Origin of the sequence: Kitasatospora sp. NPDC088160, assembly GCF_044741445.1 — a bacterium.
In the GTDB taxonomy this organism is placed as follows: Bacteria; Actinomycetota; Actinomycetes; order Streptomycetales; family Streptomycetaceae; genus Kitasatospora.
On the sequence record NZ_JBIUSS010000044.1, the window covers coordinates 14,343 to 27,395 of the forward strand.

The window sequence follows — 13,053 nt, forward strand, 5'->3', positions numbered from 1 at the left end:
GAGACGTGTCCGCACCGGTACGGTTGGCCCCGATGAACACCAAGGCTGCTGAGGAGCTGCCGGCTGTCTCCGTGATCATGCCGGTGCTCAACGAGGAACGACACCTGCGGACGGCGGTCCGGCGCATCCTGGACCAGGAGTACCCCGGGCCGATGGAGGTGGTGATCGCCCTCGGTCCGTCCACCGACCGGACCGCGGAGATCGCGGCCGAACTGGTGGCGGAGGACCCGCGGGTACGGACCGTGCCGAATCCCACCGGTCGCACCCCCGCGGGGCTGAACGCCGCGATCCGTGGCTCGCGCCATCCGATAGTGGTGCGCGTGGACGGCCACGGCCTGCTCACCCCCGGCTACATCACCACCGCGGTCCGGCTGCTCGACGAGATGGACGCCGCCAACGTCGGCGGCATCATGCACGCCGAGGGCGAGACCGAGTGGGAGAACGCGGTCGCCGCCGCGATGACCTCCAAGATCGGTGTCGGCAACGCCGCCTTCCACACCGGCGGCCTGGCCGGCCCGGCGGACACCGTCTACCTCGGGGTGTTCCGGCGCGAGGTGCTGGAGAAGCTCGGCGGCTACAACGAGGAGTTCATCCGCGCCCAGGACTGGGAGCTCAACTACCGGATCCGCCAGGACGGCGGGCTGGTCTGGTTCACCCCGCAGCTCAAGGTGACCTACCGGCCCCGGCCGTCGGTGAAGGCGCTGGCCAAGCAGTACAAGGACTACGGCCGTTGGCGCCGGGTGGTCACCCGCTACCACCGCGGCTCGGTCAACCTCCGCTACCTGGCCCCGCCGACCGCCCTGCTGGCCGTCACCCTTGGGCTGGTGCTGGGCGTCGCCGTCCACCCGGCCCTCCTCGCGGTGCCCGGCGCCTACCTGCTGGGCATCCTCGGCGGCGGGCTGGTCGGCGGCCGCGGCCTGTCCTTCAAGGCCAGGGCGATGCTGCCGGTGGCGCTCGCCACCATGCACCTCAGCTGGGGCTTCGGCTTCCTCACCTCGCCCCGCTCACTGGCCCGCCGGGTGATAGGCAGCGTCGGACCGGCCGCCAAGGACGTGCTCTCCAGGGCGAGCTGACGCCGACCCGGCAGGGTTTGTCCGACAATTTCCGCCGGGCGCGCGAATTGTCGGACGAACCCTGAGAGTCGAGCCCGCACCGCTATCGTCGGTGCGCATGGCGACAGTTGAGGGCGGGCCCGGCGCGGCCCGGATCGAGCCGAGCGCGGACGTCGACGAACGGGCCGTCATCGGCGCGGGGACGACGGTCTGGCACCTCGCCCAGGTCCGCGAGGACGCGGTGATCGGCGCCGAGTGCGTGATCGGCCGCGGCGCCTACGTCGGCCCAGGCGTCCGGATCGGGGACCGGGTCAAACTGCAGAACCACGCGCTGGTGTACGAGCCCGCGCTGGTCGAGGACGGGGTGTTCATCGGCCCCGCGGCCGTCCTCACCAACGACCGCCACCCCCGCGCGGTGACCCCGGACGGTCGGCCCAAGCGTCAACAGGACTGGTGCGCCGAAGGGGTGACGCTCCGTCAGGGCTGTTCGATCGGCGGCCGGGCGGTCCTGGTCGCCGGGGTGACGGTCGGCCGCTGGGCGCTGGTCGCGGCCGGCGCGGTGGTCCACCGGGACGTCCCGGACTTCGCTCTGGCCGCCGGCGTCCCGGCCCGCCGGATCGGCTGGGTCGGCCGCGCCGGCGAGCCGCTGGAGCCCGCCGGCGACGGCCGCTGGCACTGCCCACGCACCGGCGAGCACTACCGGGAGACGGACGGAACCCTCGCGCCGGCGTAGGGCCTGACCACTCGGCGCACACGTCCTACTTGGCGCACGCGTCGGTGTCGTCCGCCTGCACCCGCTGGAGGTCCTTCGGTGCCTCGGTCGGGGCCGCCGCCGGAGCGGCGAGGACGTCCTTGCCCAGCACCAGCACCAGCGGGCCCTTCGGATCCGCCTTCGGGTCCGGCCGGACGGCGTCGCCCGGCAGGCCGAGCGCGGCGGCCAGGGCGGCGGCCGCGGCGTCCTGCCCGGCCGGGAAGGACACCGCGGTGGTCGCGGTGACGGGCGCGTCGGGGGCGGTCGTGGCCTTGGCGAAGCCCTTGCTGCGGAGCTTGTCCACGGTGGGCCCCGACTGCCCGCGCGTCCCGCTGCCGTTGCGCACCGTCACCCGGACGTCCTTGGGGTCCACCGTCGGGGCGGCGGCGGTCGGGGCCGCCGCCGCGGTCTCCGGTGCGGCCGTGGCGGCGTCGGCGGGCGCGGCGGTCTCGGTCAGCGAGCGGTCGCCCGCGACCATCGAGAACAGCTGCCCGGCGTCCGGCTGCTTGAGCACCAGCCGGTCCTTGTCCTTGGGGTCGTCCAGGACCGGCACGGTGGCGAAGGTGATGTTCTTGGTGTCGACCTTGCTGAGGTCCAGCGCGAGGTCCTTGAGCTTGTCGACGCTGCCGATCCCGGAGTCCACGGTGAGCGCCTTGGTGGCGGCGTCGGCGAGCTTGTAGAGCTTGCTCGGGCTGGTCAGGGTGTCGTCGCTCTTGATCTTGCGGATCATCGAGCTGATGAACTGCTGCTGGAGCGGGATGCGGGTGAGGTCGCCCCCGAAGCCGACGGCGTGCCGGGTGCGGACGAAGGCCAGCGCCTCGTCGCCCTGGACCACGTGCCGGCCCTTGCTCATCTTCAGGTGCGAGTCCGTGTCGTTGATGTCCTTGGCCGCGCAGACCTCGACCCCGCCGACGGCGCTGGACAGCGTCTTCACCGCCTCGAAGTTGACCTGCACGAAGTGGTCGACCCGGATCCCGGTCATCTTCTCGACGGTCTTCCAGGTGCAGCCCGGGTCGCGCCCCTCCTGGCCGAGGCTGTTGTTGAACATGTCCCGCGCGGAGCCGGGGATCTTCTTGCCGTTGCTGCTCTGGCACTCCGGGATCGGCACCATCAGGTCGCGCGGGATGCTGATCGCGGTCGCGTTGGAGCGGTCCTTGGAGATGTGGAACAGCAGCGTGGTGTCGGCGTGCCCGGCGCTGCCCTCGTCGCCGTAGTCGCGGCCGAGGCCCTGCCGGCTGTCGGTGCCCAGCACCAGGATGTTGAGCGCGTCCCCGGCGGCCTTGGGCCGCTCCTCCTCGTTGCCCAGCTGGACCTTGACGGAGGTCAGGTTGCTGTTGAAGTGCTGGTACAGGTAGTACGCCCCGCCGCAGCCCGCGACCATCACCAGGGCGCCGGCCCCGGCGGTCCACTTGAGCGCCCGGCGGCGCCGGGTCCGCTTGGCGGCGGCGGCCGCCCGGCGCCGGGAGTCGCGGCGGCCCGGCCCGGGGGTGCCGGCGGTCCCGGTCCCGGACTCGGTGGCCGGCGTCTCCTCGGCGGCTCTCCGTTCGGCCGTCCGGCGGCGCTGCCCGGGGATTCCGGCGGCCGGGTCGAGGCGGTACTGGCCGGTTTCCGGGTCGCGCGTCCACTGGTCGGCGGGATCGACCTCCGGTTTGTCCTGCTGCACGGGGGTTCCCTACCTCCGACCGGTCACGGCTCCGGCTCGCCCGTTCGGCGGGCCGATCCGGACACACTAGACGAGCCGAACGGCGGAATCGCGCCGGTGTGATCTGCGCCATGTTCAGGTAATGGCCGGGTAAAGTTCCCTGGGTGTGCGGGATTTCCGGAAAACCCGTGCCGACCTGCGGCGCAGCCGCGGTCAGTGCTGCGCGCAGGCGTCCACGTCGGCCGTGCGTCCCTCGAAGGTGGGCGAGGCGTCCGCCGAAGGTGACGCCTTCGCCGGTGCCCCCGCAGCCCCCACGGCCCCGGCCGCCCCGTCCGACCCCGCGCCCGCACCTGCACCCGTCGCCACCGGGCTCGGGCTCGCACCCGCCCCGACACCGACGCCCGCCCCGGCCCCGACACCGACACCGGCCCCGGCGAAGGCGCTCGGCGACGGCGCCGAACCGGGCGGCCGGACGTCGACCGACCGGTCGTCCCGCAGCGCGGTGAACAGCTGGGTGGTCTGCGGCTGCACGAACTCGTCCCGGTCCGAGTCGTACCGGTACGGGCGGCGCGGCGCGGTCAGGAGCACCACATCCGCCGAGGGGATGTCCCGCAGGTCCTGGGTGAGGTCGTACAGCGCCCCGAGCGAGGACAGCCCGCCGTCCGCCTTGACCGAGGAGGTGGCCGCGTCCAGCACCGGCCACAGCCGCGCCGGGTTCAGCAGCACGCCCTGCGACTGCACCTTGCGGATCAGCGCGGCCAGGAACTGCTGCTGACGGCCCATCCGCTGGGTGTCGCTGCCGTCGCCCAGGCTCTCCCGGGCCCGGACGTAGCCGAGTGCCTGCTCGCCGTGCAGGGTCTGCCGCCCGGCGGGCAGGTCGAGTCTGGCGTCCTTGTCGTGGATCGCCTGCGGGACGCACACCTCGACCCCGCCGATCGCGTTCACCATCGTCTTGAAGCCGTTGAAGTCGAGGATCACGTAGTGGTCGATCCGGATGCCGCTGAGCTGCTCGACGGTGCGGATCGAGCAGGCCGCGCCGCCCATCTCGAACGCCCAGTTGAACTGCATCAGCCCGGCCTTGCTGCGGGTGCCGTCCGGCTTCTCGCAGACGGGGACGGTGACCATGACGTCGCGCGGGAGGGAGACCGCCGTCGCGTGCTTCCGGTCGGCGGCCAGGTGCAGCAGGATCGTGGTGTCCGAGCGCTGGGTGCCCGGCTCGCCGCCGTACGAGGAGTTGGTGCCGGAGCGGTCGTCGCTGCCGATCAGCAGGATGTTCTCGGAGCCCTTGGCCCCGGCGGTCCGGCTCGGCCGCTCGGCCTCCAGCCGGGCGAGCAACCGGTCGGTGGCCGAGTCGGTGCGGATGTTGCCGTCCAGCTTGCGGTAGGCGATCCAGAGCAGTGCCCCGGTGGCGACCAGCAGGAACGCGACGACGCCGGCGGTGATCATCAGCCACCGCCGGCGCCGACGCGGGCGTTCGGGTTCGGAAGGGTGCGCATCCGTCGGGGGCGGGTCGGTCGGGAGGTGCGCGGTGTCGTCCTCGGCCATGGCAGGGATCCCTACCCGCCCGGTCCGACCCGGGGGTTACCCGAGGCGCAGTGTCACCCGTTCGGATTCGGTCCGCTTCTCCCACTGCTCGGGTTCGAGCCCCTGCGAGTTGCGGCACAGCACCACCGAGGCGCCGGCCGCCAGCGGCGCCAGCAGGCCGGCCTCCAGACCGGTCCAGTCGTCGAACGAGAGGGTGGACAGCACCCGGTCGCCGGGCTTGAGCCCGAGCCGGGCGGCCCCCTCCCGGGCCAGCGCGACGGTCTGCTCGCCGGTCAGCTTCAGCGGCAGCCCGTCCACGGCGGTCTCCAGCGCGTGGCCGTCCGGGGCGACGGGCGAGTACGGCGCGAAGCGGTCGCCCTGGCCGGGCACCTCGGCGGCGTAGTCGAGGAAGCCGTCGGGGCGCTGCGGGAAGCGTCCGCCGAGCGGGCGCAGGGCCAGGGCCACCCGCTCGCCCTCGCAGGCCTGGGCGGCCGCCAGTCCGTCCGGACCGCTGACCACCAGGTCGGCGTCGGCCGGGTCGCCGCCGGGCACCGCCGACACCCCGACCGACCAGCAGGCCAGCAGCCAGACGGCGCTCTGCCAGTGGGCGGGGAGCAGCAGCACGGCCCGGTCGCCCGGGCCGGCGTTCAACTCGTCCTGGAGGAGGTTGGCCGTCTTGGCCACCCAGTTGTCGAAGGTCCGGGCGGACAGCTCCACCCGTTCGCCGGTGGCGTCGTCGTAGAAGGTGACCAGCGGGGCCGCGGGATCGACCGTGGGCGTGCCGCCTCGCAGATATGCGTGCAGCAGTTCGACGGGGGTGCGGGCATCGGCAGCGAAATGCGCAGTCATGGTGCGCCCCAGCCTACGGCCTTCGAGTGGGCCGTCGGGAGGGGTGGCGGACCGGGCGCGAGGCGGCGTGGCGAGCGGCCCGATTTGCCGCCACCATCCGGTTTATGCGCCTTTCCCTCCCGGCCGCCGTGCTCGCCGGCTGCACCGTCGCCCTGCTCCTCCAGCCCGCCGCCACCGCCGGCCCGGCCGACCCCGACGGCGCCCGGCGCCGCGGCTCCGCCGGCGGCGGGTCGGTCACCTCGCTGCCGCTCGGCCCCGGCCCCGCCCTGGCCCCGCGCACCACCCGGCCGTTCGAACTCCTCGGCGTCGGCTGGGACGGCCCGGCGGACGCGCTGGCCGGCGGCGCCGTCCGGGTCCGCACCCGGGACGCGGCCACCGGCCGCTGGGGCGACTGGCACGACCTGGAGGCCGACACCGAGGACGGCCCCGACCGCGCCCCGCGCGGCGCCACCGCGCCGCTGTGGACGGGTCGCAGCGACGGCGTCGCCGTCGAGGTGCGCCCCGGCCCCGCCGGGCCCCCGCCCGGCCTGCGGCTCGACCTGGTCGACCCCGGCCAGGGCGCGCCCTCGCCCGCCGCCCGGGTCCTGCCCAGCCGCCCCGCCGACGGCCACCAGGCCCCGCGCCCCGCCATCGTCGCCCGGGCCGGGTGGGGCGCGGACGAGTCCCTGCGCGACCGGACCTTCGAGTACACCGGCCCGGTCCACGAGGTGTTCATCCACCACACCGCCACCGCCACCGACTACGCCTGCTCCGACGCCCCCCGGGTGATCAGGTCGATCTACCAGTACCACGTTCAGAGCAGCGGCTGGCGGGACATCGGCTACAACTTCCTGGTCGACCGTTGCGGCACCGTCTACGAGGGCCGGGCCGGCGGCGTCGACCTGCCCGTCCACGGCGCCCACACCCTCGGCTTCAACACCGACTCGGCCGGCGTCGCCGCCATCGGCACCTACGTCGGCGACGCCCCGCCCCAGCCCCTCCTGGACGGCCTGGCCGCCATCGCCGGCTGGAAGCTCGGCCTCGCCGGCCACCCCGCCGACGGCCGCACCAAGCTCACCTCCGCCTCCGACGCCAGCCGCTACCCCAAGGGCACCGTCGTCGACTTCGACGCCGTCTCCGGCCACCGCGACGCCTTCAACACCGAATGCCCCGGCAACGCCCTCTACGCCCGGCTCCCCGCCCTCCGCACGGCCGCGGCCCACCTCCAGGCCCCCTGACGCGCCGCACCGCACCGCCCTACGCCGGCCCGGGCCCCCGCCCGACCAGCCCCCGCAGCTCCGCCGTCAACGCCGCCGCCAGGTCCGGCCGGAGGTCGTAGCGCGCCGGCGTGTTCTGCAGCAGTCCGATCCGCCAGCCCGCTCCGGCGTTCACCGCGATCACCGTCTGCACCGCGTTGAGCGCCGGGTCCAGGTCCTCCGCGGCGTCCGGCACCAGCCCCGCGACGGCGTCCAGCTGCGCCACCCCGGGCCCCAGCGCGCGGACCCGGCGCACCCTGGCCACGTACTCCGGCGTCGCGTGGTCCGCGAAGAGCCGCCCCAGTTCGGCGGCGATCACCGACCGCCCGCAGTGCCGGGTGCCGTCGAAGCCGATCACCTCCCCGTCCTCGGCGAACGGCCCGGCGAAGGCCGAACCGTCCCGCTGGTTCCACCCGTCCAGCGCCCGGTGGTACAGCGCCCGCACCGCGCTCTCGTCCCCGGAGGACAGCTCCGGCAGCCGCGTATCGTTCATATCCCCATGGTCGACGAAGGCGGTGGAGCCGGACAGCGGAGGAGGTGCGCGGCGGTGACGGGCGAGTCGGTACGGCGCTGGCGGCCGGGTTTCCCGCTGGACGTCGCCCGGACGCTGCTGCCGCTGCGCCGGGGCCCCGCCGACCCGGCGTACCGCACCACCGGCGACGGCGCGCTCTGGCGGGCGTCCCGGACCCCGGCCGGGATCGGCACGCTGCGGGTGCTGGCGCGCCCGGCCGCCGGCGAGGTGGAGGCGACCGCCTGGGGCCCGGGCGCACCGTGGCTGTTGGAGCGGCTGCCGGTGCTGCTGGGCGCGCAGGACGACCCGGAGGCCCTGGTGCTGCCGCCCGGCCCGCTGCGGGACGCCCAGCGCCGCACCGCCGCGGTCCGCCTCACCCGCACCGGGCTGGTCCTGGAGTCCCTCGTCCCGGCGATCCTGGAACAGAAGGTGACCACCGACGAGGCCTACCGCGCCTGGCGCACCCTGCTACGGGACTTCGGCACCGCGGCGCCGGGCCCGGCCGAGGGCATGCGGGTGGCGCCGTCGGCCCGGGAGTGGGCGCTGGTGCCGAGCTGGGAGTGGCACCGCGCGGGGGTGGACCCGAAGCGCTCGGCGACGGTCATGCGCGCCGTCCGGCTGGCGCCCCGGCTGGAGGAGGCCGCCGCGATGGACCACGCCGAGGCCTTCGCCCGGCTCACCGCCGTCCCGGGGATCGGCCCCTGGACGGCCGCCGAGACCCTGCAACGCAGCAACGGCGATCCGGACGCGGTCTCGGTCGGCGACTTCCACCTGCCCAACCTGGTCGGCTGGGCCCTGGCCGGCCGCCCCCGCAGCGACGACGCCCAGATGCTCGCCCTGCTCGAGCCCTACCGCCCGCACCGCCACCGCCTCTGCCGCCTCCTGCTGGCCACCACCCCCCACGCCCCCCGCTACGGCCCCCGCCTCACCCCCAACGACCACCGGCGGCGATGAGCCGGAAGCGCTGTGCGGTGTACACGCCGGTGTGTACGCTCGACGCGTGACTGACGCACTGAGCATCCGGGAACTGCGTGCGAACATCGCCGAGGTGGTCAACCAGGCCGAGGCCGGCGAGATCACCGTGATCACTCGGAAGGGCGAGCGGGTCGGAGCGGTCGTGCCGATCGAGATCCTCGACGCCATCGAGGATGCCGCCGACGAACTGCTCGCCCGTGAGGCCGAGCAGCACCGGAACGATCCCACCGTGACCATGGCCGAGCTCCTGGCCGACCTGTTCGACTCGCCCAGGGACCCGTCCGGGAGCGCTGCGTGAAGTACGCGTTCCGCTTCACCGCGCATGCCAGGCGCCAGCTGCGTGACATCAGCCAGGTCGACGCGATGCGGATCCTCACCGCACTCACCGTTCTCGGCGAGGACCCGTACGTCGATGGCCCGGATGCCAAGATGCTGGCGGGTCACGTCGGCCTCTACCGTCTCCGCGTCGGCGTCCACCGCGTGGCCTACGAGATCCACGACGGCGTGTTGGTGATCCTCGTGGTGGCCGTTGGAAATCGCCGCGAGATCCATCGCGGTCTCTGAACCGCTACCGCACCTCGATGAAGGCGTCGGCGTCGCGTTCCGGGCGTTCGCGCGGGGGTTCGGCGGGGCGGCCGACGGCGATGGCGCCCATCGGGTCCCAGCCGCCCGGGAGGTCGAGGGCCGCGCGGACGGTGTCGCGGCAGAACATGGTGGACGACACCCAGGCGGAGCCGTAGCCCTCGCCGGTGAGGGCGACCAGGAGGTTCTGCACGGCGGCGCCGGCGGCGACGGTGAACATCTCCCGTTCTGCGGCGGCGCGCCGCTGGTCGGGGTAGTGGTGCGAGCCGTCCATGACGAGGCAGGGCACCACCAGGTAGGGCGCGTCGCGCAGGACGTCGCCGCGGGCGGTGCGGCGGGCGATCCGGGCGTCGTCCCAGCCGTCGAGTTCGCGCAGGTCGCGCTGCCAGGCGGCGAGCATCGCGTCGAGCAGCCGGGTGCGGGCCCGCGCCGTCTCCAGCAGGACGAACCGCCACGGCGTGGTGTGGTGCGGGGCGGGCGCGGTGACGGCGGCGGCGACGGCGCGGCGCACGGCGCCGGGGTCGACCGGGGCGTCGGTGAAGGAGCGGACGGTGCGCCGCAGGGTGACGGCCCGGCGCAGCGCCTCGGAGGTGCCGAGCCGGAACATGTCGTCGACGGCGGGGCGGACCAGCGGCCGGGTGCCGTCGCCGTCCTCGGCGGTGACGAGGTGGCCGAGCCCGCGGACGACGGCGACCGGCACGCCGCTGGTCTTGCCCTTCACCAGGTCGGCGGCGGCGGCGAGTTCGTCGGCGGTGGCGGTGACGGTGAGCGCCAGCTCGTTGCCGTGGCTGTCGGTGCGCCCGCGGTGGTCCTCCAGCACGGACAGCCCGGCGGCGCCGATGGCGACGTCGGTGAGCCCGTTGCGCCAGGGCCGGCCGAAGGTGTCGGTGACGACGACGGCGAGCCGGCGGCCGGTGAGCTGCTGGAGCCGCCCGCGCAGGGCGCGGGCGGAGGCGTCCGGGTCCTCGGGCAGCAGCAGGACGGTGCCGGGGGCGGTGTTGGAGGCGTCGACGCCGGCGGCGGCCATGACGAAGCCGTTGCGGTTCTCGACGATCCGGGCGTGGCCGCGCCGGGCGACCACCCGGACGGTCTCGGCCTCGATCGCGGCCTCGCGGTCGGCGGCGTGCAGCAGCCGGCCCTCGGCCTTGCTGACGATCTTCGAGGTGACGATCAGGATGTCGCCGTCCTGGTACTCGCCGGCCTTGGCGAGCAGCGCGGCGAGGTCGGTCCCGGCGTCGATCTCCGGCAGCCCCTCGACCGGCAGGATCCGCAGGCTCATGCGCCCGCCCCGCTGCGCCCGCGCCCGCTCACTTGCGCACCTGCTCGGCGAGGGCGAGGGCGGCCCGGGCCATCTCGGCGGTGGCCTCGACGTCGGTCATCAGCAGCGGGACGGCCCGGCAGGCGATCCCGGCGGCTTCGACGGCGGCGACCGAGGCCTGGTCGGCGGTGTCGACGAGCCAGCCGTCGATGAGTGCGGCGCCGTAGTTCAGCGCGACCGCCTCCGCGGTGGCCTCGACGCCGACGGCGGCGAGCACCTTGTCGGCCATGCCGCGCACCGGGGCGCCGCCGATGATCGGGGAGAGCCCGACGACGGGGGCGGGGGCGGCGGCGACGGCCTCCCGGATGCCGGGGACGGCGAGGATGGTGCCGATGGAGACGACCGGGTTGGACGGCGGGAAGAGGATGACGTCGGCGGCGGCGAGGGCCTCCAGGACGCCGGGCGCGGGCTTCGCGGTGTCGGCGCCGACCGGGATGATCGCCTCGGCGTCGACGGCGGCGTGCAGCCTGACCCAGTACTCCTGGAAGTGGATCGCCCGGGTGCCCTGCTCGTCGGTGATCCGCACGTGGGTCTCGACCCGGTCGTCGCTCATCGGCAGCAGCCGTACGCCGGGCTTCCAGCGCACGCACAACGCCTCGGTGACCTGGCTGAGGCTGTAGCCGGCGGTGAGCATCTGGCTGCGGACGAGGTGGGTGGCGAAGTCGCGGTCGCCGAGCCCGAACCACTCGGGGCCGACGCCGTACTCCTTCATCTCGGCCTTGATCGACCAGGTCTCGTCGGTACGGCCCCAGCCCTGCTCCTCGTGGATGCCGCCGCCGAGGGTGTACATCACGGTGTCGAGGTCGGGACAGACCTTGAGGCCGTAGAGGTGGATGTCGTCGCCGGTGTTGCCGATGACGGTGATCTCGTCCTGCGGTCCGACCGCCGCGAGGAGTCCGCGCAGGAAGCGCGCTCCGCCGATTCCGCCTGCCAGTGCCACGATGCGCATGGGTTCATCCTGCCACGGTCCGACTGCCCGTCAGCCCGGTCGCCGGCCCGGCCGTCGGCGGGTGCGACGGCCGGGCCGACGTGGGCGGGTGCTCAGTGCGCCTCGGCCTGGGCCTGCGGGTGCTGCTCGGGGACGGCGGTGCCGCCGTACTGGTTCATCTCGGTGAGGCCCGGGGTGTAGAGGTGGATGGAGACGGCGGGTTCGAGCGTGCCGTTGACCACCTCGTGGAGGTAGCCGGAGGAGAAGACCCGCTGCCCGCCGGGGCGCAGGGTGCGGGCTCCCTCGCCGGCGCGGGTGAGCGAGCGTTCGATCAGCTCGCCCTGGACGACGGTCATCACGCCGGAGGACTCGCCGTGGTCGTGGAAGCCGCTGCTCTGGCCGGGCAGCCAGCTGAGCAGCCAGACCTCGTAGCCGGGGCCGGTCTCCAGCCGGGCGTACCAGCGGGTGAGCGCGTCGTAGCGGACCAGGGGTTCCCAGCGGGCGCGGTCGGCGGCGATCTCGCGGATCAGCCGGGCGTGGCCGGCCACGGTGGTGGGGTGGCGGGGCAGGTCGGTGCGGGCCAGGTGCGGGAAGGCGAGCGGGTCGCCGGCGATGGAGACGTCGCTGAGACCGTCGGTCCAGCCCCGGGCGGGCGCGGTGGGGGCGGTGGGCGCGGGGCTTCGGCGGGCGATTTTGCTGCGGTCGCGGTTCCGCTTGCGGATACGGGTCATACGCACGGGAGTCGTCCTCGGAGTGGCGGCTGTTCGTCGGGGATCAGCCGGATCCGGGATGTCCTGGGACGGGAATCGCGGGCGGCCTCTGTGCTTCCTGGGGGCGGCGCGCGGTGGGACGCGGGCGCCTAGATACAGCAGGAACAGAGGCGACAACAAGAGCTCACGGCACGGCGGAGCGTGGAACCGCTCCGGGGGCTGGCGAACTCTGACATAGGGGAAAGGAGACCGCATCCGTGGGGCCGGTGTCAAACACAGGGATGCGGCATTCGAGGGGGTTACGCCAAGAAGTTGCCCGGATGGGGTGATAAATCACGCTCTATGTTTCGATGGGAAGATCGCCGGGAAGGCAGGGCGATGACCGGCCTGTGATGGTGACCGAGCGTCACTCGCCGAATGGTTGTGGCTGGTTCGACGCCGTTCGGGGCTTTCGGATCGAAGGTCCAATGTGTCCGAATATGTACACTATTCGTAACGGCTTGGTGCCGGGGAGTGAATCCTCGCCCCAATACCAGAGCTCGGCTTGACTGAGCCAGAGTGACGCAACTGTAATTTCACTCGTGTCGTCGGCCGCACGAGGCAACGGCAACCACGGGGACGCCAAGTAGGGGCAGAGGAGGCGCGCCACATGAGCGAGCTCTTTGAGCTGTTGATCGGTGACGGCATCACGGAGGAGGAAGAGGAACTCGGTTGGCAGGAGCGCGCGTTGTGCGCCCAGACCGACCCCGAGTCCTTCTTCCCCGAGAAGGGCGGCTCCACGCGCGAGGCCAAGAAGGTCTGCCTCGCCTGCGAGGTCCGTTCGGAATGCCTGGAGTACGCCCTCGCCAATGACGAGCGGTTCGGCATCTGGGGCGGCCTCTCCGAGCGCGAGCGCCGCCGGCTCAAGAAGAGCGCGGTCTGACCGGGGCGGCCGCCGACCCCCGCTGACCCTTCGACAACCACACGGCAGTACGGG

14 protein-coding genes are annotated in these 13,053 nt (G+C 73.8%); 7 read left to right on the top strand and 7 right to left on the bottom strand.

The window, feature by feature from the left end:
- The first annotated feature begins 32 nt into the window (after positions 1–32).
- A complete protein-coding gene (locus ACIOGZ_RS40460; RefSeq protein ID WP_063349120.1) occupies positions 33–1,073 on the top strand; it encodes a glycosyltransferase family 2 protein in 1,041 nt (346 codons plus the stop codon).
- A 97-nt stretch (positions 1,074–1,170) separates the two neighbouring features.
- A complete protein-coding gene (locus tag ACIOGZ_RS40465) occupies positions 1,171–1,785 on the top strand; it encodes an acyltransferase (protein ID WP_400989613.1) in 615 nt (204 codons plus the stop codon).
- Positions 1,786–1,810: 25 nt separating this feature from the next.
- Here the strand turns inward: ACIOGZ_RS40465 and ACIOGZ_RS40470 are convergent, their stop codons facing one another.
- From ACIOGZ_RS40470 to ACIOGZ_RS40480, 3 genes are all read right to left on the bottom strand, one after another.
- Positions 1,811–3,466, bottom strand: a complete 1,656-nt coding sequence (locus ACIOGZ_RS40470) for an LCP family protein (RefSeq protein WP_363633085.1) — start codon at positions 3,464–3,466, stop codon at positions 1,811–1,813.
- Between the two features lie 192 nt (positions 3,467–3,658).
- Positions 3,659–4,990, bottom strand: a complete 1,332-nt coding sequence (locus ACIOGZ_RS40475; RefSeq protein ID WP_400989615.1) for an LCP family protein — start codon at positions 4,988–4,990, stop codon at positions 3,659–3,661.
- A gap of 36 nt (positions 4,991–5,026) precedes the next feature.
- Positions 5,027–5,818: a TIGR03089 family protein gene (locus ACIOGZ_RS40480; RefSeq protein WP_400989617.1), complete on the bottom strand. Its 792-nt coding sequence runs from the start codon at positions 5,816–5,818 to the stop codon at positions 5,027–5,029.
- Between the two features lie 104 nt (positions 5,819–5,922).
- On the opposite strand from ACIOGZ_RS40480, the gene ACIOGZ_RS40485 reads away from it, so the two are divergent.
- The gene (locus ACIOGZ_RS40485) at positions 5,923–7,035 is read left to right on the top strand and encodes an N-acetylmuramoyl-L-alanine amidase (RefSeq protein ID WP_363625800.1); all 1,113 of its coding nucleotides are present in this window, start codon (positions 5,923–5,925) and stop codon (positions 7,033–7,035) included.
- A gap of 19 nt (positions 7,036–7,054) precedes the next feature.
- Here the strand turns inward: ACIOGZ_RS40485 and ACIOGZ_RS40490 are convergent, their stop codons facing one another.
- Positions 7,055–7,546 carry an SgcJ/EcaC family oxidoreductase gene (locus ACIOGZ_RS40490; RefSeq protein ID WP_363587604.1) on the bottom strand — a complete coding sequence of 164 codons (492 nt, stop codon included), beginning with the start codon at positions 7,544–7,546 and terminating at the stop codon, positions 7,055–7,057.
- Positions 7,547–7,552: 6 nt separating this feature from the next.
- Here ACIOGZ_RS40490 and ACIOGZ_RS40495 point away from each other — a divergent pair, with 6 nt between their 5' ends.
- From ACIOGZ_RS40495 to ACIOGZ_RS40505, 3 genes are read left to right on the top strand one after another with little or no spacing between them, the layout of a single operon-like run.
- Positions 7,553–8,518: a DNA-3-methyladenine glycosylase gene (locus ACIOGZ_RS40495; RefSeq protein WP_063349127.1), complete on the top strand. Its 966-nt coding sequence runs from the start codon at positions 7,553–7,555 to the stop codon at positions 8,516–8,518.
- 46 nt (positions 8,519–8,564) lie between these two features.
- Entirely contained in the window at positions 8,565–8,837 is a 273-nt protein-coding gene (locus tag ACIOGZ_RS40500; RefSeq protein ID WP_363587602.1) for a type II toxin-antitoxin system Phd/YefM family antitoxin, read from the top strand.
- Complete coding sequence (locus ACIOGZ_RS40505) at positions 8,834–9,103, top strand: type II toxin-antitoxin system RelE/ParE family toxin (protein ID WP_363633083.1); 270 nt, start codon at positions 8,834–8,836, stop codon at positions 9,101–9,103. The genes ACIOGZ_RS40500 and ACIOGZ_RS40505 overlap by 4 nt, the downstream gene beginning before the upstream one ends.
- 4 nt (positions 9,104–9,107) lie before the next feature.
- Here the strand turns inward: ACIOGZ_RS40505 and ACIOGZ_RS40510 are convergent, their stop codons facing one another.
- From ACIOGZ_RS40510 to ACIOGZ_RS40520, 3 genes are all read right to left on the bottom strand, one after another.
- Positions 9,108–10,400 carry a coenzyme F420-0:L-glutamate ligase gene (locus ACIOGZ_RS40510; protein WP_400989619.1) on the bottom strand — a complete coding sequence of 431 codons (1,293 nt, stop codon included), beginning with the start codon at positions 10,398–10,400 and terminating at the stop codon, positions 9,108–9,110.
- Positions 10,401–10,428: 28 nt separating this feature from the next.
- A complete protein-coding gene (cofD, locus tag ACIOGZ_RS40515; protein WP_363587598.1) occupies positions 10,429–11,388 on the bottom strand; it encodes a 2-phospho-L-lactate transferase in 960 nt (319 codons plus the stop codon).
- 92 nt (positions 11,389–11,480) lie between these two features.
- Positions 11,481–12,098, bottom strand: coding sequence for a cysteine dioxygenase (locus ACIOGZ_RS40520; protein WP_400989631.1), 618 nt, complete (start codon positions 12,096–12,098; stop codon positions 11,481–11,483).
- 628 nt (positions 12,099–12,726) lie between these two features.
- Between ACIOGZ_RS40520 and ACIOGZ_RS40525 the strand changes: the two genes are divergently transcribed.
- A complete protein-coding gene (locus ACIOGZ_RS40525) occupies positions 12,727–12,999 on the top strand; it encodes a WhiB family transcriptional regulator (RefSeq protein WP_045702141.1) in 273 nt (90 codons plus the stop codon).
- Positions 13,000–13,053: the final 54 nt, after the last annotated feature.

Coding starts and splice junctions, on each gene's coding strand:
- ACIOGZ_RS40460 (WP_063349120.1), top strand. CDS start 33: ATGAACACCAAGGCTGCTGAGGAGCTGCCGGCTGTCTCCGTGATCATG.
- ACIOGZ_RS40465 (WP_400989613.1), top strand. CDS start 1,171: ATGGCGACAGTTGAGGGCGGGCCCGGCGCGGCCCGGATCGAGCCGAGC.
- ACIOGZ_RS40475 (WP_400989615.1), bottom strand. CDS start 4,990: ATGGCCGAGGACGACACCGCGCACCTCCCGACCGACCCGCCCCCGACG.
- ACIOGZ_RS40480 (WP_400989617.1), bottom strand. CDS start 5,818: ATGACTGCGCATTTCGCTGCCGATGCCCGCACCCCCGTCGAACTGCTG.
- ACIOGZ_RS40485 (WP_363625800.1), top strand. CDS start 5,923: ATGCGCCTTTCCCTCCCGGCCGCCGTGCTCGCCGGCTGCACCGTCGCC.
- ACIOGZ_RS40490 (WP_363587604.1), bottom strand. CDS start 7,546: ATGAACGATACGCGGCTGCCGGAGCTGTCCTCCGGGGACGAGAGCGCG.
- ACIOGZ_RS40495 (WP_063349127.1), top strand. CDS start 7,553: ATGGTCGACGAAGGCGGTGGAGCCGGACAGCGGAGGAGGTGCGCGGCG.
- ACIOGZ_RS40510 (WP_400989619.1), bottom strand. CDS start 10,400: ATGAGCCTGCGGATCCTGCCGGTCGAGGGGCTGCCGGAGATCGACGCC.
- cofD (WP_363587598.1), bottom strand. CDS start 11,388: ATGCGCATCGTGGCACTGGCAGGCGGAATCGGCGGAGCGCGCTTCCTG.
- ACIOGZ_RS40520 (WP_400989631.1), bottom strand. CDS start 12,098: ATGACCCGTATCCGCAAGCGGAACCGCGACCGCAGCAAAATCGCCCGC.
- ACIOGZ_RS40525 (WP_045702141.1), top strand. CDS start 12,727: ATGAGCGAGCTCTTTGAGCTGTTGATCGGTGACGGCATCACGGAGGAG.